The sequence below is a fragment of the Stenotrophomonas sp. genome (assembly GCF_032099025.1).
Taxonomy (GTDB): Bacteria; Pseudomonadota; Gammaproteobacteria; order Xanthomonadales; family Xanthomonadaceae; genus Stenotrophomonas.
On record NZ_DAMCID010000001.1, the window covers coordinates 150,428 to 165,990 of the forward strand.

The window sequence follows — 15,563 nt, forward strand, 5'->3', positions numbered from 1 at the left end:
ATCGTCGGCGCTCTTTGAGCAGGAGCGGGTGCATGCGTTGGATCGTGTTGTTGGCCGCATTGGCCATGCCGACGGTGGCGTGGTTTTCCCAGACCGGTCAGTTCGGCCCGACCAATGGTGCGATCTCCGACCGCTACCCCACGCTGCTGGTCGCGGCCGGTTACGCGTTCTCGATATGGGGCGTGATCTTCCTCTGGAACGTGCTGTTCGGGCTGTGGCAGCTGCGCCGCCGCAAGCCCGATGACAACGCCCGCGTGCGTGGTTGGGCGGCCGCCGGCTTCGTGCTGACCGCGGCGTGGATGCCGGTGTTCTCCAACCAATGGTTCATTCCCGCGCTGCTGATCATCTGGACGGCGCTGCTGTGCCTGCTGGTGGCCGCGACGCGCGCGGCACCGGCCACCGCCAGTGCCGGGCAACGTGCGTTCGCCGCCTATCCGCTGGCCCTGCACGCCGGCTGGCTGACCATGGCCGCCTTCCTCAACACCGCCCAGGTGATCGTGGCCTATCAGTGGCTGCCCACCGGCAACATGCTCGCGTGGAGCCTGGTGCTGCTGGCGCTGGCCACGCTGCTGGCCTGGACCATGAACTACCGGCTGCGCGGCCACTTCGCCTATCCGGCGGCGGTGGTGTGGGCGCTGGCCGGCGTGTACGTAAAGCAGTCGGACTGGCGCCTGCCGGGGGCCGATACCGTGGCCGTGCTGGCGGTGGCCATCGCCGCGCTGCTGGTGCTGCAGACCCTGCTGCTGCGCGCGCGTGCCTGGCGTACGCCGCGGCCGGGCGTGGTCGCCGCACACCGCCACCGCCGTTGAATCCTGCCGGTTGCGGCCGGCGCAGTCTGTATTCGTAGAAGGAGACCCCCCATGCGCGTTGCATTGCATGAGCAGTTTGGTGACCCCACCGTGGTCCTGCACGGCGGCGAGATGCCCACCCCGGAACCCGCTGCAGGCGAGGTGCGGATCCGCACCGTGCTGGCGCCCATCCACAACCATGACCTGTGGACGGTGCGCGGCCAGTACGGCTACAAGCCCACGCTGCCGGCGATCGGTGGCAGTGAGGGAACCGGCGTGATCGACGCGGTGGGCGAGGGTGTCAGTGGCCTGCAGATCGGCCAGCGCGTGAGCGCCGCGTCGGTGCACGGCACCTGGGCCGAGCACTTCATCGCCCCGGCGCGCATGGTGATTCCGATGCCGGACAGCATCGATGACGACACCGCCGCACAGTTGATCGCCATGCCGCTGAGCGCGCTGATGCTGCTCGAATTCCTGCGGGTGGAACCGGGCCAGTGGATCCTGCAGAACGCGGCCAACGGCGCGGTCGGCAAGGCGCTGGCGATGCTGGCCAAGGCCCGTGGCGTGCACTGTCTCAACCTGGTGCGCCGCGATGCCGGCGTGGCGGAAATGGAGGCGCTGGGGATCGACACCACCGTGTCCACCGCGCAGCCGGACTGGATGGCGCAGGTGCAGGCCCGGGTGGGTTCGGGCGCGATTGTCGCGGCGGTGGATTCGGTTGGCGGCCGCGCCAGCAGCGAGCTGATGACCCTGCTCGCCGACGGCGGCACGCTGGTGTCGTTCGGCTCGATGACCGGCGAGCCGATGCAGCTCAGCTCCGGCGACGTGATCTTCAAACAGGCCACGGTGAAGGGCTTCTGGGGCAGCAAGGTCAGCCAGGCGATGGCGCCGGACGACAAGCGCCGGCTGGTCGGCGAACTGCTGAAGCTCGCGGCGGCAGGTGGCCTGAACCTGCCGGTGGACGGGGTGTTCGGCCTGGACCAGATCGCCGAGGCGGCCAAGTCCAGCCTGCAACCCGGCCGCAACGGCAAGGTACTGCTTCGCCCGTAAGGAGCGCGTGCGGCGTGCAGGATGCGCCGCTACCCTCGGAGCGCCTCGATGACCACGCGCAGCGCGCTGGAGGACTGGCGACGGCTCGGGTAGTAGGCGTGGAAGCCGGCAAAGACATCGCACCAGTCCGCCATGACCCGATGCAGGCGGCCGGCGGCGATGTCTTCCAGCACCATCTCCTCCAGCAGGTAGGCCAGGCCCGCGCCGGCCAGCGCGGCGCGGTGGATGGCCACGCTGCTGTTGAACGTCCATTGCCCGTCCACGCGCACGTTGACGTTCTGGCCGTCCTTGTGCAGATCCCACACCATCAGGCCCCCGTGGGTGGGCAGGCGCAGGCCGATGCAGTCGTGCGCGGCCAGGTCCGCCGGTACCCGCGGCGCGGTGTGGTGCTTGAAGTAGCCGGGGCTGGCGACGATCGCCATGCGCTGCGGTCCGCTGATCGGCACCGCGATCATGTCCTGCGCCACGCGGTCGCCGAGCCGGATGCCGATGTCATAGCGCTGCGCCACGATGTCGGCCAGCCCGTAGTCCACGGTGAGCTCGACCTTCAGGTCGGGGTAGCGCGGCAGCACGGCCGCCAACCGTGGCCAGACGATCGCGTTGGCCACGTGTTCGGAGCTGGTGATGCGGATGGTGCCGGCCGGATGGTCGCGGTACTCGGCGATGGCGGCCAGCTCCAGCTCGATCTCTTCCAGCCGTGGCCCCACGCTCTCGTACAGGCGTTCACCGGCCTCGGTCATCGACACGCTGCGGGTGGTCCGTGTCAGCAGCCGTACCCCCAGTCGTTCCTCCAGTCCGCGCACGGTATGGCTCAGCGCGGACTGGGAGACGCCCAGTTGCGCGGCGGCGCGGGTAAAGCTGCGCTCGCGCGCCACCGTGACGAAGACCTGCAGGTCGTTGAAGTTCTCGCGTGCCATCGGGCGGGGGCAGGGGACGCATGGCAGTCATGCACCCACATCATGGGCGCGCGCCATTGATGAACTCAAGCGGTGAACCCTCAACAGCCGATGGCGGCAGGATCCCTGTCACCTTGCTCCCTGGCGCCGGGCGCTGCGAGGCAACGTGGCACGCGCGTACAGGCTAAAATCGGGGTTCTTCCGAGACAACCGCGAGCCCTGCCATGAACGACACCCGCTTCTATCCCATCGGTACCCCGGGCCAGCCCTGGGGCGCGGCCGAGAAGGCGGAATGGCGGGCGCGTCAGGTACCGGTGCGGCGTTATGCCGACGATGTGCTGCCGGTGCTGGAGGCACTGCGCGACCGGTTCGACGTGGTGCAGTACGGCACGCTCGACTACGCGCCGGACCGCTATCCGCTGTTCGCCGTGCGCAGCCGTGACTGGGACCCGGCGTTGCCGTCGGTGCTGGTCACCGGTGGCGTGCACGGCTACGAAACCAGCGGCGTGGAAGGCGCGCTGCAGTTCCTGGCGACCCGCGCGGCGGACTACGCCGGCCGCGCCAACGTGCTGGTGGCGCCGTGCGTGAGCCCCTGGGGCTATGAGCGCATCCAGCGCTGGAATGCCGATGCGATCGACCCGAACCGCTCGTTCGTGGCCGACAGCCCGGCGCAGGAATCGGCGGCACTGATGGCGCTGGTGGCACCGCTGCGCGAGGGCATGCGCATGCATATCGACCTGCATGAGACCACCGACAGCGACGAGAGCGAATTCCGCCCGGCACTGGCCGCGCGCGATGGCAAGCCGTTCGAGCCGGGCGGCATTCCGGACGGCTTCTATCTGGTGGACGACAGCGAGAACCCGCAGCCGGCGTTCCAGCAGGCGGTCAATGCCGCGGTGGAGCAGGTGACGCATATCGCACCCGCCGACGACAGCAACGAGATCATCGGCTCGCCGGTGGTCGCCCCGGGCGTGATCGAGTATCCGCTGAAGAAGCTGGGGCTGTGCGCCAGCATTACCGGCGCGACCTACACCACCACCACCGAGGTGTACCCGGACAGCCCGCGCGCCACGCCGCAGCAGTGCAACGATGCGCAGGTAGCGGCGGTGTGCGCGGCGATCGAGTACGCGCTGGCGCACTGATCCAACCGGAGCGGGCCGTCAGCGGAACAGCTGGTTCAGCACGGCGCCGCTGGCCGCATCGGCGAAGCCGTCGAAGCGGCCTTCGTCGTGGATCTGTTGCGCGGCGCGCATCAGGCCGCCCCAGGCGGTGCGCGCCATGGCGCCGCCGACGCTGACCCGGCGCACCCCCATCGCGGCGATGTCCTGCAGCGTGAACGGTACTGCGCCGCCGACCAGCAGGTTCACCGGCTTCGGCGCGACGGCGGCGACGACGGCCTCGATCTGTTCGCGGGTGCTGATGCCTGGCGCATACAGGCAGTCTGCGCCTGCCTGGGCGTAGGCACGCAGGCGCGTGATCGTGTCGTCCAGGTCGGGCCGGCCGACGAAGAAGTTCTCGGCGCGCCCGATCAGCAGCACGTCTTCGCCGGAGCGGTCGATCGCGGCGCGGGCGGCGCGCATGCGGGATACGGCGTCGTCCAGCGGCCGCAGCGGATGTAGCGGATCGCCGCTGGCGTCTTCGATGGAGATGCCGGCGACACCGGTCGTGATGGCACGCGCCACCGCGTCTTCCACGCCAGCGCCATCGGTGCCGAAGCCATCGCCGACGTCGGCGTTCACCGGCAGCGGTGTTGCCGCCACCAGGTCGCGCAGGTGGGCGAGGGTCTCGTCCAGCGACAGCTGGCCATCCGCGCGTCCGAGGCTCCACGCCGCGCCCGAACTGGTGCTGGCGAGGGCCTTGAAGCCCAGGCCATGCAGGTAGCGGGCGCTGCCGATGTCCCAGGGATTGGGCAGCACGAAGCAGCCATCGGCGTGCAGGGCGCGGAAGGCGGCGCGGCGGTGGTTGAGATCATCGGACATGGGGTGGCCTTCCCTCGGGAGCGTGGTGGCATCGTAGGCGGTTTACCGCAGCCACGCAGGGCGTGGCTCTACGCTGTCGGCCGCCGTGTCACGCGCGGACCCACCGCGCGCTCACGCCCACCAGCAGCAACGCCGCAGCGACCGCACAAAAGGCGACGACCAGGCTGCTGCCCTGCGCGACGAACCCGATCAACGCCGGCCCGGCCAACACCCCGGCATACCCCAGGGTGGTGATCGCCGGGATGGCGAGGCTTTCCGGCATCGCCTTCTGGTTGCCGGCCATGGAGAACAGCGCCGGCACGATGTTGGCGCAGCCCAGGCCGATCAGCGCGTAGCCCGCCAGTGCCGGCAGCAGCGCGCTGGCGAAGGTGGCGATGCCGAAGCCGGCGGCGGCGACGATGCTGCCGAGCAGGATCGCGCGCAGGCGGCCCAGTTTCGCCACCACGCCGTCGCCAACGAGGCGGGTCACGGTCATGGCGATGGCGAAGGTCATGAAGCCCAGCCCGGCGCGATCGGGCGGTACCTGCTGCACCTCGTGCAGGAACACCGCGCTCCAGTCGAGCATGGCGCCTTCGGCGAGGAAGGCGACGAAGCACAGCACGCCGATGGCCAGCACCACGCCATGCGGTACCGCGAACAACGGGGCGCCGCTCGGTGCGCGGTCGCGCCGCCAGTACGGCACCGATACCGCCAACACCACGACCATCGTGATCGACGCGAGCACGCACACCCACAGCGGTGGCAACCGCAGTGACAGCAACACGGTCATGGCCGCGGCGCCGACCGCACCGCCGATGCTGTAGAACGCGTGGAAGCCGGACATCATCGGGCGCCCGCTGTCGCGCTCGACCATTACCGCCTGGATGTTCATCGTGCAGTCGCAGGCGCCTACCCCCGCGCCGAACACGAACAGGGCCAGCCCCAGCGTCCAGGGCGAGGGCGCAATGGCGAGCAGCGGCAGGCTGGCCATCACCATCAGCAGGGTGACGATCATCACCGCGCGGCAGCCATGGCGGGCCGCGAGAATACCGGCCAGTGGCATGGCCAGCAGCGAGCCGGCCCCCAGGCACAGCAGCACCAGGCCCAGCGTGCCCTCGTCCAGGCCGGTGCGGGTCTTGGCGAACGGCACCAGCGGCGCCCATGCCGCGGTGGCAAAGCCGGGCAGGAAGAAGGCGGCGCGGGTGGCGTGCTGTTCGGCGCGGGCGGCGCGGGCAGGCAAGGCGGTGACGGTCATCGTGGCAACCTCAGTACGGCGCAGCGCGCTGGATGTCGATGCCGCGGCGCTGGAAGGCCTGCACCTGCGCATCGGGAGCATCGTGTTCGATCACGAGCAGGTCGATCTGCTCGGCGCCGACCACGCGGTACGCTGCCTGCGTGCCGAGTTTGTCGTTGGTGGCCACCGCAATGCAGCGGCTGCTCGCTGCCAGCAGGGCGCGCTTGAGAGGGGCCTCTTCGCCATCGATGGCCCACAGGCCTGCTTCCGCATCCACCGCACAGGTGCCGATGAAGCACAGGTCGGCACGCAGGCCGCTCACCGCTTCCAGGGCCTGCGCGCCGATGCAGGCGCCCGCACGCGGGTCCAGCCGCCCGCCGATCAGGCTGACCTCGATCCCGCCACGGGCCATCAGCGCCAGCGCGATGTCCGGTGCGTTGGTGATCACATGCAGGCCCTGCTGCTGCGGCAGGCAGGCGGCAATGGCGCTGTTGGTGGACCCGGCATCGAGCAGGATGCAGTTGCCCGGACGCACCTGCGCCACCGCCGCGGCAGCCAGTGCGCGTTTCTGCGCGGCCTGCTGTGCGTGCCGCGCGGGCAGGGGCGGGAAGTCCGGCGCGGCCGGCAGCGCGCCACCGTGCACCTTGCGGCACAGCCCCTGGCCGGCCAGATCGCGCAGGTCGCGGCGGATGGAGTCTTCGGAGACGGCCATCTGCAGCGCCAACTGCGCCGAGAACACCCGCCCCTGTTCGCGCAGCAGGCGGAGGATGGTCTGTTGGCGTTCCCCAGGCAGGGTGTCGGGTGTCATGGGCGGGTCTCGGTAGGGGGCCGTGGCCGGGTATTCATGCACATACAGGCGCGAATACGCAGCGGATCGGGCCGAAGTCTACCCGATATGCGCACAAACATGCATTAACGTGCATGCGCGTGCACGACCCTCAGTCCGGACGCTGCAGCTCAGGCACCAAGAGCGCCGCGATCCAGTCCATGAACGCCGCCACCCGGCGCGGCAGATGGCGGCGCTGCGCGTACAGCAGCGTGACCGGCATGGGCTCGGCCACGCACTGCGGCAGCACCTGCACCAGCTCCCCCGTGGCCAGTGCCCGGCGCGCGCCCAGGCGCGGGACCTGGATGATGCCCAGCCCGGCCAGCGCCGCCGCGCTGTAGGCCTCGCCGCTGTTGACCGTGACCGCGCCACGCATCGGCAGGCGGCGGTAGGCCTCGCCATCGTGGTACTCGAAGCCCGGCGAGCGCTGGCCCAGCGTGCCCACGTAGTGGACCAGTGCGTGCGTCGCCAGGTCGTCCAGTGTCTGCGGCACGCCGTGCACCGCGAGGTAGCCCGGGCTGGCACAGTTGACGATGTGCATCACGCCCAGCGGGCGCGCCACCAGGGTGTTGTCGTCCAGCGGGCCGACCCGCACCACGCAGTCGAAGCCCTCGCGGACCAGGTCGACGCGGCGGTCGGTGCCGCTCAGCTCGATCTCCAGTTCCGGATGCTGGGCCAGGAACACCGGCAGGTGCGGAACCACCAGCTGGCGGGCCAGGCCGCTGGACATGTCCACGCGCAGGCGGCCCTTGAGCTGGCCGGTGTCGCGGCGGAACATGCCCTGCAGCTCTTCCATGTCATCGAGGAGGTCGCGGGCGCGCTGCTGGAACTGGGCGCCGTCGGCGCTGAGCCGTACCCGCCGCGTGGTGCGATGCAGGAGCTGCACGCCCACCTCGGCTTCCAACCGCTGCACGGCCAGCGATACGCTGGCCTTGGGCAGGCCGAGCTGGTCGGCGGCGGCCGTGAAGGAGCCCAGTTCTGCAACGCGCAGGAAGCTGCGCAGCTGGTCGAGCCGATCCATCGATTGTTCGCTCTGGTTGGACAGTCAAATCAGGATCGCGCGATTTATGCGGAGCCGCAATATCAATAGTCTGCTTCCACGCCCTCAAGGAGACCGACATGACCGCTTCCCACCGTACCGTACTGATCACCGGCGGCAGCCGTGGCCTGGGCCGCAACGCGGCACTGGCGCTGGCCGCCGATGGCGCCGACATCATCCTGACGTACCGCAACCAGGCCGACGCCGCCAACGAGGTTGTCGCCGCGATTGAGGCACTGGGCCGGCGTGCGGCGGCACTGCCGCTGGACATGGCCGACAGCAACGGCTTCGCCGCGTTCGCAGCGGCGGTGCAGGCGCAGCTGCAGGCCTGGGGCGAAACGGCGCTGCAGGGGCTGCTCAACAATGCAGGAGAGGGCCTTTACGCCAGCATCGCCGACACCACCCCGGCACAGTTCGACCACCTGGTGGCCGTGCATCTGAAAGGGCCGTTCTTCCTGACCCAGGCGCTGCTGCCGCTGCTGGCCGATGGCGGCCGCATCCTCAACGTCTCCAGCGGCCTGGCGCGCTTCTCGCTGCCCGGCAGTTCCGCCTACGCGATGATGAAGGGCGGCATTGAGGTCTTCAGCCGTTACCTGGCTAAGGAACTGGGTGCGCGCGGTATCAGCGCCAACACGCTGGCGCCGGGCGCGATCGAAACGGATTTCGGCGGTGGGCACGTGCGCGACGACGAGAAGATCAACGCGATGGTGGCGGGCAACACCGCGTTGGGCCGCGCCGGCAAACCGGATGACATCGGCCCGGTGGTGGTGGCCCTGCTGTCACCGCAGACTCGGTGGATCAACGCGCAGCGGGTGGAAGCATCGGGCGGCATGTTCGTCTGACTGCGAACGCGTTGCATTCGCGGCAAGCCGGTATGATGGCCGGTCTTGCCGCCGTTGCCGAGATCGTCTTGCGCGCTACTGTTCCGATGCATCCGATGGGTCGTGTATTTGCTGTTGTAGCCCTGTTTGAAGCGTTCACCTGGGCCGGCCTGCTGGTCGGCATGTACTGGAAGTACCACGCGGCGGTGCCGACCACCGCCGGCGTGGCGCTGTTCGGGCCGGTGCACGGCGTGGCCTTCATGGTCTACGTGGTGGTCACCGTGCTGGCGGCGGTGAAACTGCGTTGGCCGTGGTGGGCCGCAGGGCTGGCACTGCTCGCCGCCGTGCCGCCGCTGGTGACCTTGCCGCTGGAATGGTGGTTCAAGCGGCGCGGGTTGTTGTCCGCCCGCTGACCCGCTGCATGCGTGGCCAGGCAGGGACTGGCACGACGGCGCAGGGGAGAGCCACGCCCTGCGTGGCTGCTCTCCTGTCACCATTCATAGCTCATTCCCAGCTGCGCGGTGCGCTGTCGATAACCCTGGCCCTGCTGCAGCGCCAGGCCGGCCCAGGCGCCGAGGCCGCCGGCGAAGGTGATCGATGCGCCCGCGCTCACTTCGGCGCGGTCGCGCGGGATGCGCGCATCGACACGCTCATCGTCCATGAGCACGCGCGCATCCGCACCGGTGCGCAGCCAATGGGCCGCGATATACGGCTGCACGCGTGCGGCCGAGCCCTCCCAGCGGGTCACCCCGGAGACACGCACACCGACCCGGCCGAAGACGCCGTTGGCGTCGTCGCTGGTCATCACCGTGCCGTTCTGTTCGCGGTGCTGCACGTCATTCCAGCGGGTGTACCCGACCTGCAGCTGCGGCTCCACGAACAGCATGCTGGCGCTGCCCGAACGGCCGATGCGGAAGGCATGACCCACTTCCAGCGCGCCCTGCCACGCGCGGCTGTCGTAGCGTTCGGTGGCCAGTGCGGTGCCTTCCACCCGGTTGCTGAAGCGGGCGTGCTGCAGCGAGCCGTCCAGGTAGAAGCCGCCGTAGGGGTCGCCGTTGCCGCCGGCACGCCAGGTGCCGTAGACGCCCAGCGCGGTGCCGCGGACCTTGCCGCGTGCCGCGTAGCCGGTGAGCTCGCTGGTCGAGGTCCTGCTGGCGTTGCCGCTGGAAAGCATCACGCCCACACCGCTGCCCTGCGGCGTGCGCAGCAATGCGGTGCCCACGCTCAGCGCCTGGCTGCTGCCGTGCACGTCGAGCTGGCGGCTGTCGGCGTCGAAGCGGTTGCGCGAGCCATCCACGCGGGCCCACGCGCGGCCGCCGTTCTGGCCGGCCTCGCGCTCGTGATAGCCGAGCCGGAACATGCCCTCGGCGGCCTGCAGGTTGGCCAGGTAGGCGCCCGGTTCGGGGCGCAGCACCGGAACCGGCTCGGGGTCCGGGGTCGGCGGGTCCACGCACTGCGGCAGCTGCGGGTCGATGACGCACTGGTCGGGCAGGCTGGGCACCTGCTCCAGCGCGGAGCGCAGGTACCAGTTGCCATTGCCGGCGTCCTTGAACAGGAAGTACTCGTAGATGCCGCCGACCGCGCGCCCGCTCAGATCGAAGGTGCCGTTGGACGCACCGGCGACATCGATCAGCTCGATGCCCTGGCTGGTCAGTGCGCCGACGCCGCCCACGTTGTTGACCCTGACGTTGGTCTGGCCGCTGCTGTCGCCGCCGATGACCAGCGTGTCCGACGCGGCGTCATCGCCGGCCAGCACCGTGTTGAACACCAGGGTGCCGCCTGCGCCGGTGTAGTCGCCGGTGACCTGCAGCGTGTGGAAGGCGGTGCCGTCGCCGAACTCGATGACCGAGCCACCGCCCACAGTGAGCTGTTGCATCGAACTGTCGCCGGTCAGCAGCCAGCCGGCGCCGTCCAGCTGCACGTCCGTGCCGTTGACGATGGCCCCGCGCAGCGTGGCGCCGTCGGTGAGACTCACATTCACCGTCGCACGGTTGTTGGTGCCCTGGGTCCGCCCGACGATGTCGCCGACGATCTGTGAACCGGCCACGTCCAGATTGGCGGTAGCCAGCGCACCCACATCCAGCGCGACGCCGTTGCCGCCTTCCACGCGCGCGCCGTCGCGCACGGTGATGTTGGCGTTTCCGCCCAGCTGCATGCTGATCGCCGGCCCGATGTCGGACCGCACGTTGGAGGCGCTGATGTCGACGGCATTGGTGCCGGCCGCACTGCCGGCCAGGCGTATCGCGCTGGTGCTGCCTTCGATGCTGCTGCCCTGGAGGGCGGTGAAGCGGCCATCGGTGAGATCCACGCCGATCCCGCTGGCGGTGCCGCCGCCGAGGCTGGCGTCACCCCGGATACGCGTACCCGAGGCGGTCAGCGTGGCATTGCGGCCCAGCGTGGCCCCGTTGGCCGCGAGGATGCTGGAGTCGAACACCTCGGCGACGGGCGAGGACGGACTGCCGTTCGGGGTGCCGCTCAGGATCAGCCCGGTGCGGCTGGACTGCACGGTGGAGCCGGTCAATAACAGGGTGCCGTCGTCCATGCGGATGCCGGCCGTCGTGCCGGACAGCGTGCTGTTGGTGACCTCCGCGCGGCCGCCGTCCATATCCAGCGCATAGCCGAGGGCGCCGCCGGCACTGCCGTCCGAGCTTGCGGTGACCGTGTCGAGCACCAGCCGGGCGCCATCGCTGACCTGCAGCGCTTCGCCGCCGGTGCTGAGGAGGGTGTTGCCCAGGATCAGTTCGCTGCCTGCACCGGTGGCGGCGAAGCCGCGACCGGCTGAAGTGACGGTCATCGCGTCGATGCGCATGCGACTGCCGGACGACACACCGCCCGCATCGCTGGCACTGGAGGTGAACACCATCTGCCCGCCGTTGAGGGTGGCCTCGCCGCCGTTGGCGACGCGGATGCCAAACAGCCCGGTCATGTCCACGCCGGTACCGATCACGCGGGCGTTGTCGACCTGGACGCCGCCGGTGGCGCCGCCGGGGGCGATGGTGAGCTCGGCACCGTCCTCCACCGTCCACAGCTCACGTGCGTCGCCGGGATGGATGGTGTGGGTGCTGCCGGGGCCGGTCAGTGAGCCTGCGCTGGCGGCCAGCGGCAGCGCGGCGAGGGTCACGGCGATGGCGGTGGACAGCACGCGGCGATGGCCGCACGTGGACGTGAGGTTCATGGCAGGACTCCGTAACGGAACAGGTGGACCGGTAGACCCCCGTAGCACCACAACGCAGTACCAAGGCCCCGGGCAGGATCGGAATGATCCGATTGCGTCCTGTCCTGGACCATGCAACATGTTGCACACGTCACTAATGACTCTCGCCTGTTCAGCATGAGCACGCCTATGTCGAGCGCGCGTGAATAAGGTATTCGGCCTTTTGAGCTGCCCGCGACGCTGCGGCGATGGGGTGGGTCGCCGCTATTTCCAGGGAAGACCACGCAGTTGCAGGGTGCGCTGGTGCATCAGCTCGGCGTGCAGTCGGGCATAGCCGTCATCGGTGAAGTCCACCGCCATCGGCGAGCGGGCGGCGTCACCGGCGGCCTGCACGCGGGCCTGGTCCAGGTCGTCACTGCGCAGGGCCAGGTCGGCCAGCACGATCACCCTGCCAGGCTGCACCTCCACATAGCCGCCGGACACGTACACGTGCAGCGGCGGCTCGGGTTCCACCGGGTACACCGAGACCATGCCCTCGCGCAGGGTGCCCAGCAGGGGCGCGTGCTGCGCCATCACGCCGAAGCGGCCTTCACTGCCGGGCAGGGTCACCTCGCGCACGTCGCCCGTCCACAGCTCACCGACCAGGCTGATGATCTGCAGGGAGAAACCGTGCGCATCGGCAAGCAGCGCGGGCAGGGGAGGTGACGCCATGGCGGGTCTTCGTGGAGGCGTGCCCACAGCTTACCGGGCATGCCGCCCTACCAGTGGTAGTGCACCACGAGCTGCGCGCCGTGCTGGCGGTAGCCGGACGCGTACCGACCCGACCAGGCGGCCGACGCGCCGACGCCAGCAGCGCCCCTGAACGCGGCACCCACACTCAGCTCGCCCCGGTTGCGCGGCAGGCGTGCGTCGACGGTTTCGGCGTCCATCCTCAGGGTGCCTCCGGCGCGCCCACCGGCCCAGTGGGCGGCCACGTAGGGCTGCAGGACGGCCGGCGTGTCGCGCCAGTGCGCAACGGCAGACAGCCGCACGCCGACCCGGCCCAGCAGCCCGCTGTCGTCACCGGCGGTCACGGCCGTGCCGTTGCGCTCGGTGTGGCGGATCGTACGCCAGCGGGTATAGCCGACATGCAGCTGCGGTTCGATGTAAACGCTGCCTGGACCCGCGCCGCCCACGCCGAATGCGTGGCCTGCCTCCAGCGCGGCCTGCCAGGCACTGCTGCTGTAGCGCTCGGTGGCCAGCGCGGTGCCCTCGACGCGGTTGGCGAAGCGGACGTGCTGTGCCGATCCATCCAGATGGAAGCCGGTGGCCGCGTCCGTGACCGCACCAGGGCGCCAGGTGGCATACGCGCCCACGGCCGTGCCACGGACCCTGCCGCGTGCGCCGTAGCCGGTCCAGCCGCTGGTGGCGGTGGTCGAGGCGGTGCCACTGCCGATCATCAGCCCTGCTGCGCTGCCCCCGGGGGTACCCAGCACCGTGGCGCCCACGGTCGTGGCCTGGCTGGTGCCGCGCAGCCGCAGCTGCTGCCCCTGCGCGCCGAAGCGGTCGCGCGAGGCGTCCACCCGTGCCCACGCCCGTGCGTTTGGATGGCCGGTTGCGCGGGCGTGATGGCCCAGCGCGAACATGCCCTCGGCCGCATGCAGATTGGCCAGGTAGACGCCGGCCTCCGGCCGCAGGACGGGAAGCGGTGCCGGCTCCGGATCGGGGTCCGGAACCGGCGCCGGGTCCGGGGTGGGGTCCGGGTCCGGAATGGGATCGGGAACCGGGTCGGGGTCGGGCACGGGATCCGCCACGCATTGGGGCAGGGTCGGGTCGAGCGCGCACTGGTCTGGAAGTGAGGGACCTTCAGGCGCGTCCGGCAGCACCGAGCGCAGGTACCAGTGCCCGTCTTCGCTGCCCTTGAACAGAAAGTACTCGTACTGACCGCCGACCGCCCGGCCGCTCAGGTCAAAGCTGCCGTTGGAGGCGCCGGCCACCTGGATCAAGGGAATGCCGCGCCCGGTCTGCGCGCCCGCGCCGCCCATGTTGTTCACCCGTACGTGGGTCTGGCCACTGCTGTCGCCCTCGATGATCAGCCGGTCGGTGGCGGCGTCGTCGTCGGCGAGCACGGTGTTGAAGATGACGGTGCCGCCGTGGCTCTCATAGTGGCCGGCGACGCGCAGGGTGTGGAACCGGCTGCCGTTGCCGAGCGTGATCGACGCGCCGTCGTCGAGGGACAGCCGCTGCACGTTGCTGTCGCCGGCAAGCTGCCATGCGCCGCCCGCCAGATCGAGCTGGTTGCCATTGACGATGGCGCCCTCCAGCTGTGCGCCCTGGCCCAGGTGGATATCCACCTCGGCGCGTTGCGGGCCCGAGGCGTCGACCCGGATGTCGCCAGCGACCGTCGCGTCCTCCACGCGAAGATCAACGCTGGCCCCCGCACCGACACTGAGCGCCACGCCATTGCCCCCGTCGAGCCGCGAGCCGTTGTAGATATCGATGGTGGCCGTTCCACTGGCCTGCATGTCCATGGCCGGGCCGGTCTCCGACGTCACCGACGAGCGGTCAAGGCTGACGCTGCTGCTGCCTTCGCCGCTGCCGGAGAGGCGGATGCCGGTGTTGAAGCCGGATATGTGGGCCCCGTCGCTGGCCAGCAGCGTGGAATCGCGGAGGTGTATGCCGATACCGCCGTCGGGCAGGGTGCTCTCCGCTGCCGAGACGCGCGTGCCGCCCAGCAGGAGCGACGCGTTCGCGACGCTGGCGCCGACCGCTCCGGTGAGACTCCCGCGGCTCATGCGCGCGATGGGGGCCACGCCAGGTTCGGCCGCATCACCGGCCAGGACCAGGGCGGTGCCCTGGGCCGAGTCGAGCATTGTGTCGAATGTCACCAAGCTGCCTGCGTCCATGCGGACGGCCGCGACGTCGCCGGAGACGTAACCATCGGACAGCTGGGCCTCGCCGCCGCCGGACCCGATCTGGAGGCCGAAGGTGTCCGAGTGCACCTCCAACCGGTCCGCGCCCAGGGTGGCGCCGTTGTCTACCTTCAGCGCCGCACCTGCGGCATGGATCGTGGTGCGGTTCATGTACAGCGCACTGCCGAGGTCGACGACCGTAAAGCCACTGCCCTCCGAGCTCACCGTGACGTCGTTGATCGTCGCCGAACTGCGGGAGGCGATGACAGCCGCCACCGCATCGGCCGAGCTCAGGTGCATCTTCCCGGCCGCAATGGAAATACGGCTGTCGTGTGAGGCCCGGATCCCGAACGTACCTGCCATGTCCACGTCCGCGCCCATGAGGTTGGCGTAGTCCAGGTCCACGCCGCCGGTTGCGCCGCCGGGTTCGATGGTGAGGGTGGCGCCGTTGGCCACGGTCCAGGACTCACGGTCATCGCCGGGCTGCACCGTGTGATTGTCCTCCGGTCCGGTCAGTGAGCCGGCCGTGGCGGCGGCGGGCAGCGTGGCCAGCGTGAGGGCAATCGCAAGGGGCAGCGTGCGGCGACCGCCGCAGGAAGAAGGGAAGTGCATGTGGGGGAGGGCTCGATTGACGGACGAAGGCGCCGGACCCTGCCGCAGCACTGCAGCGGTAATGGTCGGGTCGGGGCAGCGCGCAATGGTGCGTTCCTGTGCCGTCCTGATCCATGCAAATTGTTGCGTGCATCACCCTTGGTCTGTGCACTGGAACACGTGATGCGACCCGAAAAGACGCACATCCAAATGCGAGCTGTTATCATTTGACCGGATAGCCACGCCGATCCCGAATCGACGAAGCCGAATCAACGAACGCCCGCGCGTCTGCGCGGTGCGCGCTCCTTCCTGATC

Annotated in this window: 13 protein-coding genes; 5 read left to right on the top strand and 8 right to left on the bottom strand. The window is 70.0% G+C overall.

The window, feature by feature from the left end; translation table 11 throughout:
- Positions 1-32: 32 nt before the first annotated feature.
- Positions 33-809, top strand: a complete 777-nt coding sequence (locus tag RT456_RS00695; protein ID WP_313341128.1) for a hypothetical protein — start codon at positions 33-35, stop codon at positions 807-809.
- 51 nt (positions 810-860) lie between these two features.
- Positions 861-1,838: a zinc-binding dehydrogenase gene (locus RT456_RS00700; RefSeq protein ID WP_313341131.1), complete on the top strand. Its 978-nt coding sequence runs from the start codon at positions 861-863 to the stop codon at positions 1,836-1,838.
- A gap of 29 nt (positions 1,839-1,867) precedes the next feature.
- On the opposite strand, the gene RT456_RS00705 is transcribed toward RT456_RS00700, so the two are convergent.
- On the bottom strand, positions 1,868-2,755 hold the full coding sequence (locus tag RT456_RS00705) for a LysR family transcriptional regulator (protein WP_313341134.1): 888 nt from the start codon (positions 2,753-2,755) through the stop codon (positions 1,868-1,870).
- Between the two features lie 203 nt (positions 2,756-2,958).
- Between RT456_RS00705 and RT456_RS00710 the strand changes: the two genes are divergently transcribed.
- A complete protein-coding gene (locus RT456_RS00710; RefSeq protein ID WP_313341137.1) occupies positions 2,959-3,876 on the top strand; it encodes a M14 family metallocarboxypeptidase in 918 nt (305 codons plus the stop codon).
- 18 nt (positions 3,877-3,894) lie between these two features.
- Here RT456_RS00710 and RT456_RS00715 read toward each other — a convergent pair whose 3' ends face one another.
- The 4 genes from RT456_RS00715 to RT456_RS00730 form a co-directional block, all read right to left on the bottom strand.
- The gene (locus RT456_RS00715; protein WP_313341140.1) at positions 3,895-4,713 is read right to left on the bottom strand and encodes an isocitrate lyase/phosphoenolpyruvate mutase family protein; all 819 of its coding nucleotides are present in this window, start codon (positions 4,711-4,713) and stop codon (positions 3,895-3,897) included.
- Positions 4,714-4,801: 88 nt separating this feature from the next.
- Positions 4,802-5,947: an MFS transporter gene (locus tag RT456_RS00720; RefSeq protein ID WP_313341143.1), complete on the bottom strand. Its 1,146-nt coding sequence runs from the start codon at positions 5,945-5,947 to the stop codon at positions 4,802-4,804.
- A gap of 10 nt (positions 5,948-5,957) precedes the next feature.
- Complete coding sequence (locus RT456_RS00725; protein WP_313341146.1) at positions 5,958-6,734, bottom strand: DeoR/GlpR family DNA-binding transcription regulator; 777 nt, start codon at positions 6,732-6,734, stop codon at positions 5,958-5,960.
- 130 nt (positions 6,735-6,864) lie between these two features.
- Positions 6,865-7,773 carry a LysR family transcriptional regulator gene (locus tag RT456_RS00730; RefSeq protein WP_313341149.1) on the bottom strand — a complete coding sequence of 303 codons (909 nt, stop codon included), beginning with the start codon at positions 7,771-7,773 and terminating at the stop codon, positions 6,865-6,867.
- A 98-nt stretch (positions 7,774-7,871) separates the two neighbouring features.
- On the opposite strand from RT456_RS00730, the gene RT456_RS00735 reads away from it, so the two are divergent.
- Together RT456_RS00735 and RT456_RS00740 are read left to right on the top strand one after the other, a co-directional pair.
- Positions 7,872-8,633, top strand: a complete 762-nt coding sequence (locus RT456_RS00735; RefSeq protein WP_313341152.1) for an SDR family oxidoreductase — start codon at positions 7,872-7,874, stop codon at positions 8,631-8,633.
- Between the two features lie 86 nt (positions 8,634-8,719).
- The gene (locus RT456_RS00740) at positions 8,720-9,025 is read left to right on the top strand and encodes a DUF3817 domain-containing protein (protein WP_313341887.1); all 306 of its coding nucleotides are present in this window, start codon (positions 8,720-8,722) and stop codon (positions 9,023-9,025) included.
- Between the two features lie 77 nt (positions 9,026-9,102).
- Here the strand turns inward: RT456_RS00740 and RT456_RS00745 are convergent, their stop codons facing one another.
- The 3 genes from RT456_RS00745 to RT456_RS00755 form a co-directional block, all read right to left on the bottom strand.
- Positions 9,103-11,787, bottom strand: coding sequence for an autotransporter outer membrane beta-barrel domain-containing protein (locus tag RT456_RS00745; RefSeq protein WP_313341155.1), 2,685 nt, complete (start codon positions 11,785-11,787; stop codon positions 9,103-9,105).
- 243 nt (positions 11,788-12,030) lie between these two features.
- Complete coding sequence (gene atpC / locus RT456_RS00750) at positions 12,031-12,477, bottom strand: ATP synthase F1 subunit epsilon (protein ID WP_313341158.1); 447 nt, start codon at positions 12,475-12,477, stop codon at positions 12,031-12,033.
- Positions 12,478-12,524: 47 nt separating this feature from the next.
- Positions 12,525-15,269, bottom strand: a complete 2,745-nt coding sequence (locus RT456_RS00755; protein WP_313341161.1) for an autotransporter outer membrane beta-barrel domain-containing protein — start codon at positions 15,267-15,269, stop codon at positions 12,525-12,527.
- Positions 15,270-15,563: the final 294 nt, after the last annotated feature.

What these genes read in the sequence shown, in the direction of transcription:
- RT456_RS00695 (WP_313341128.1), top strand. Translation starts at nt 33, where the DNA reads ATGCGTTGGATCGTGTTGTTGGCCGCATTGGCCATGCCGACGGTGGCG.
- RT456_RS00700 (WP_313341131.1), top strand. Translation starts at nt 861, where the DNA reads ATGCGCGTTGCATTGCATGAGCAGTTTGGTGACCCCACCGTGGTCCTG.
- RT456_RS00705 (WP_313341134.1), bottom strand. Translation starts at nt 2,755, where the DNA reads ATGGCACGCGAGAACTTCAACGACCTGCAGGTCTTCGTCACGGTGGCG.
- RT456_RS00710 (WP_313341137.1), top strand. Translation starts at nt 2,959, where the DNA reads ATGAACGACACCCGCTTCTATCCCATCGGTACCCCGGGCCAGCCCTGG.
- RT456_RS00715 (WP_313341140.1), bottom strand. Translation starts at nt 4,713, where the DNA reads ATGTCCGATGATCTCAACCACCGCCGCGCCGCCTTCCGCGCCCTGCAC.
- RT456_RS00720 (WP_313341143.1), bottom strand. Translation starts at nt 5,947, where the DNA reads ATGACCGTCACCGCCTTGCCTGCCCGCGCCGCCCGCGCCGAACAGCAC.
- RT456_RS00725 (WP_313341146.1), bottom strand. Translation starts at nt 6,734, where the DNA reads ATGACACCCGACACCCTGCCTGGGGAACGCCAACAGACCATCCTCCGC.
- RT456_RS00730 (WP_313341149.1), bottom strand. Translation starts at nt 7,773, where the DNA reads ATGGATCGGCTCGACCAGCTGCGCAGCTTCCTGCGCGTTGCAGAACTG.
- RT456_RS00735 (WP_313341152.1), top strand. Translation starts at nt 7,872, where the DNA reads ATGACCGCTTCCCACCGTACCGTACTGATCACCGGCGGCAGCCGTGGC.
- RT456_RS00740 (WP_313341887.1), top strand. Translation starts at nt 8,720, where the DNA reads ATGCATCCGATGGGTCGTGTATTTGCTGTTGTAGCCCTGTTTGAAGCG.
- RT456_RS00745 (WP_313341155.1), bottom strand. Translation starts at nt 11,787, where the DNA reads ATGAACCTCACGTCCACGTGCGGCCATCGCCGCGTGCTGTCCACCGCC.
- atpC (WP_313341158.1), bottom strand. Translation starts at nt 12,477, where the DNA reads ATGGCGTCACCTCCCCTGCCCGCGCTGCTTGCCGATGCGCACGGTTTC.
- RT456_RS00755 (WP_313341161.1), bottom strand. Translation starts at nt 15,269, where the DNA reads ATGCACTTCCCTTCTTCCTGCGGCGGTCGCCGCACGCTGCCCCTTGCG.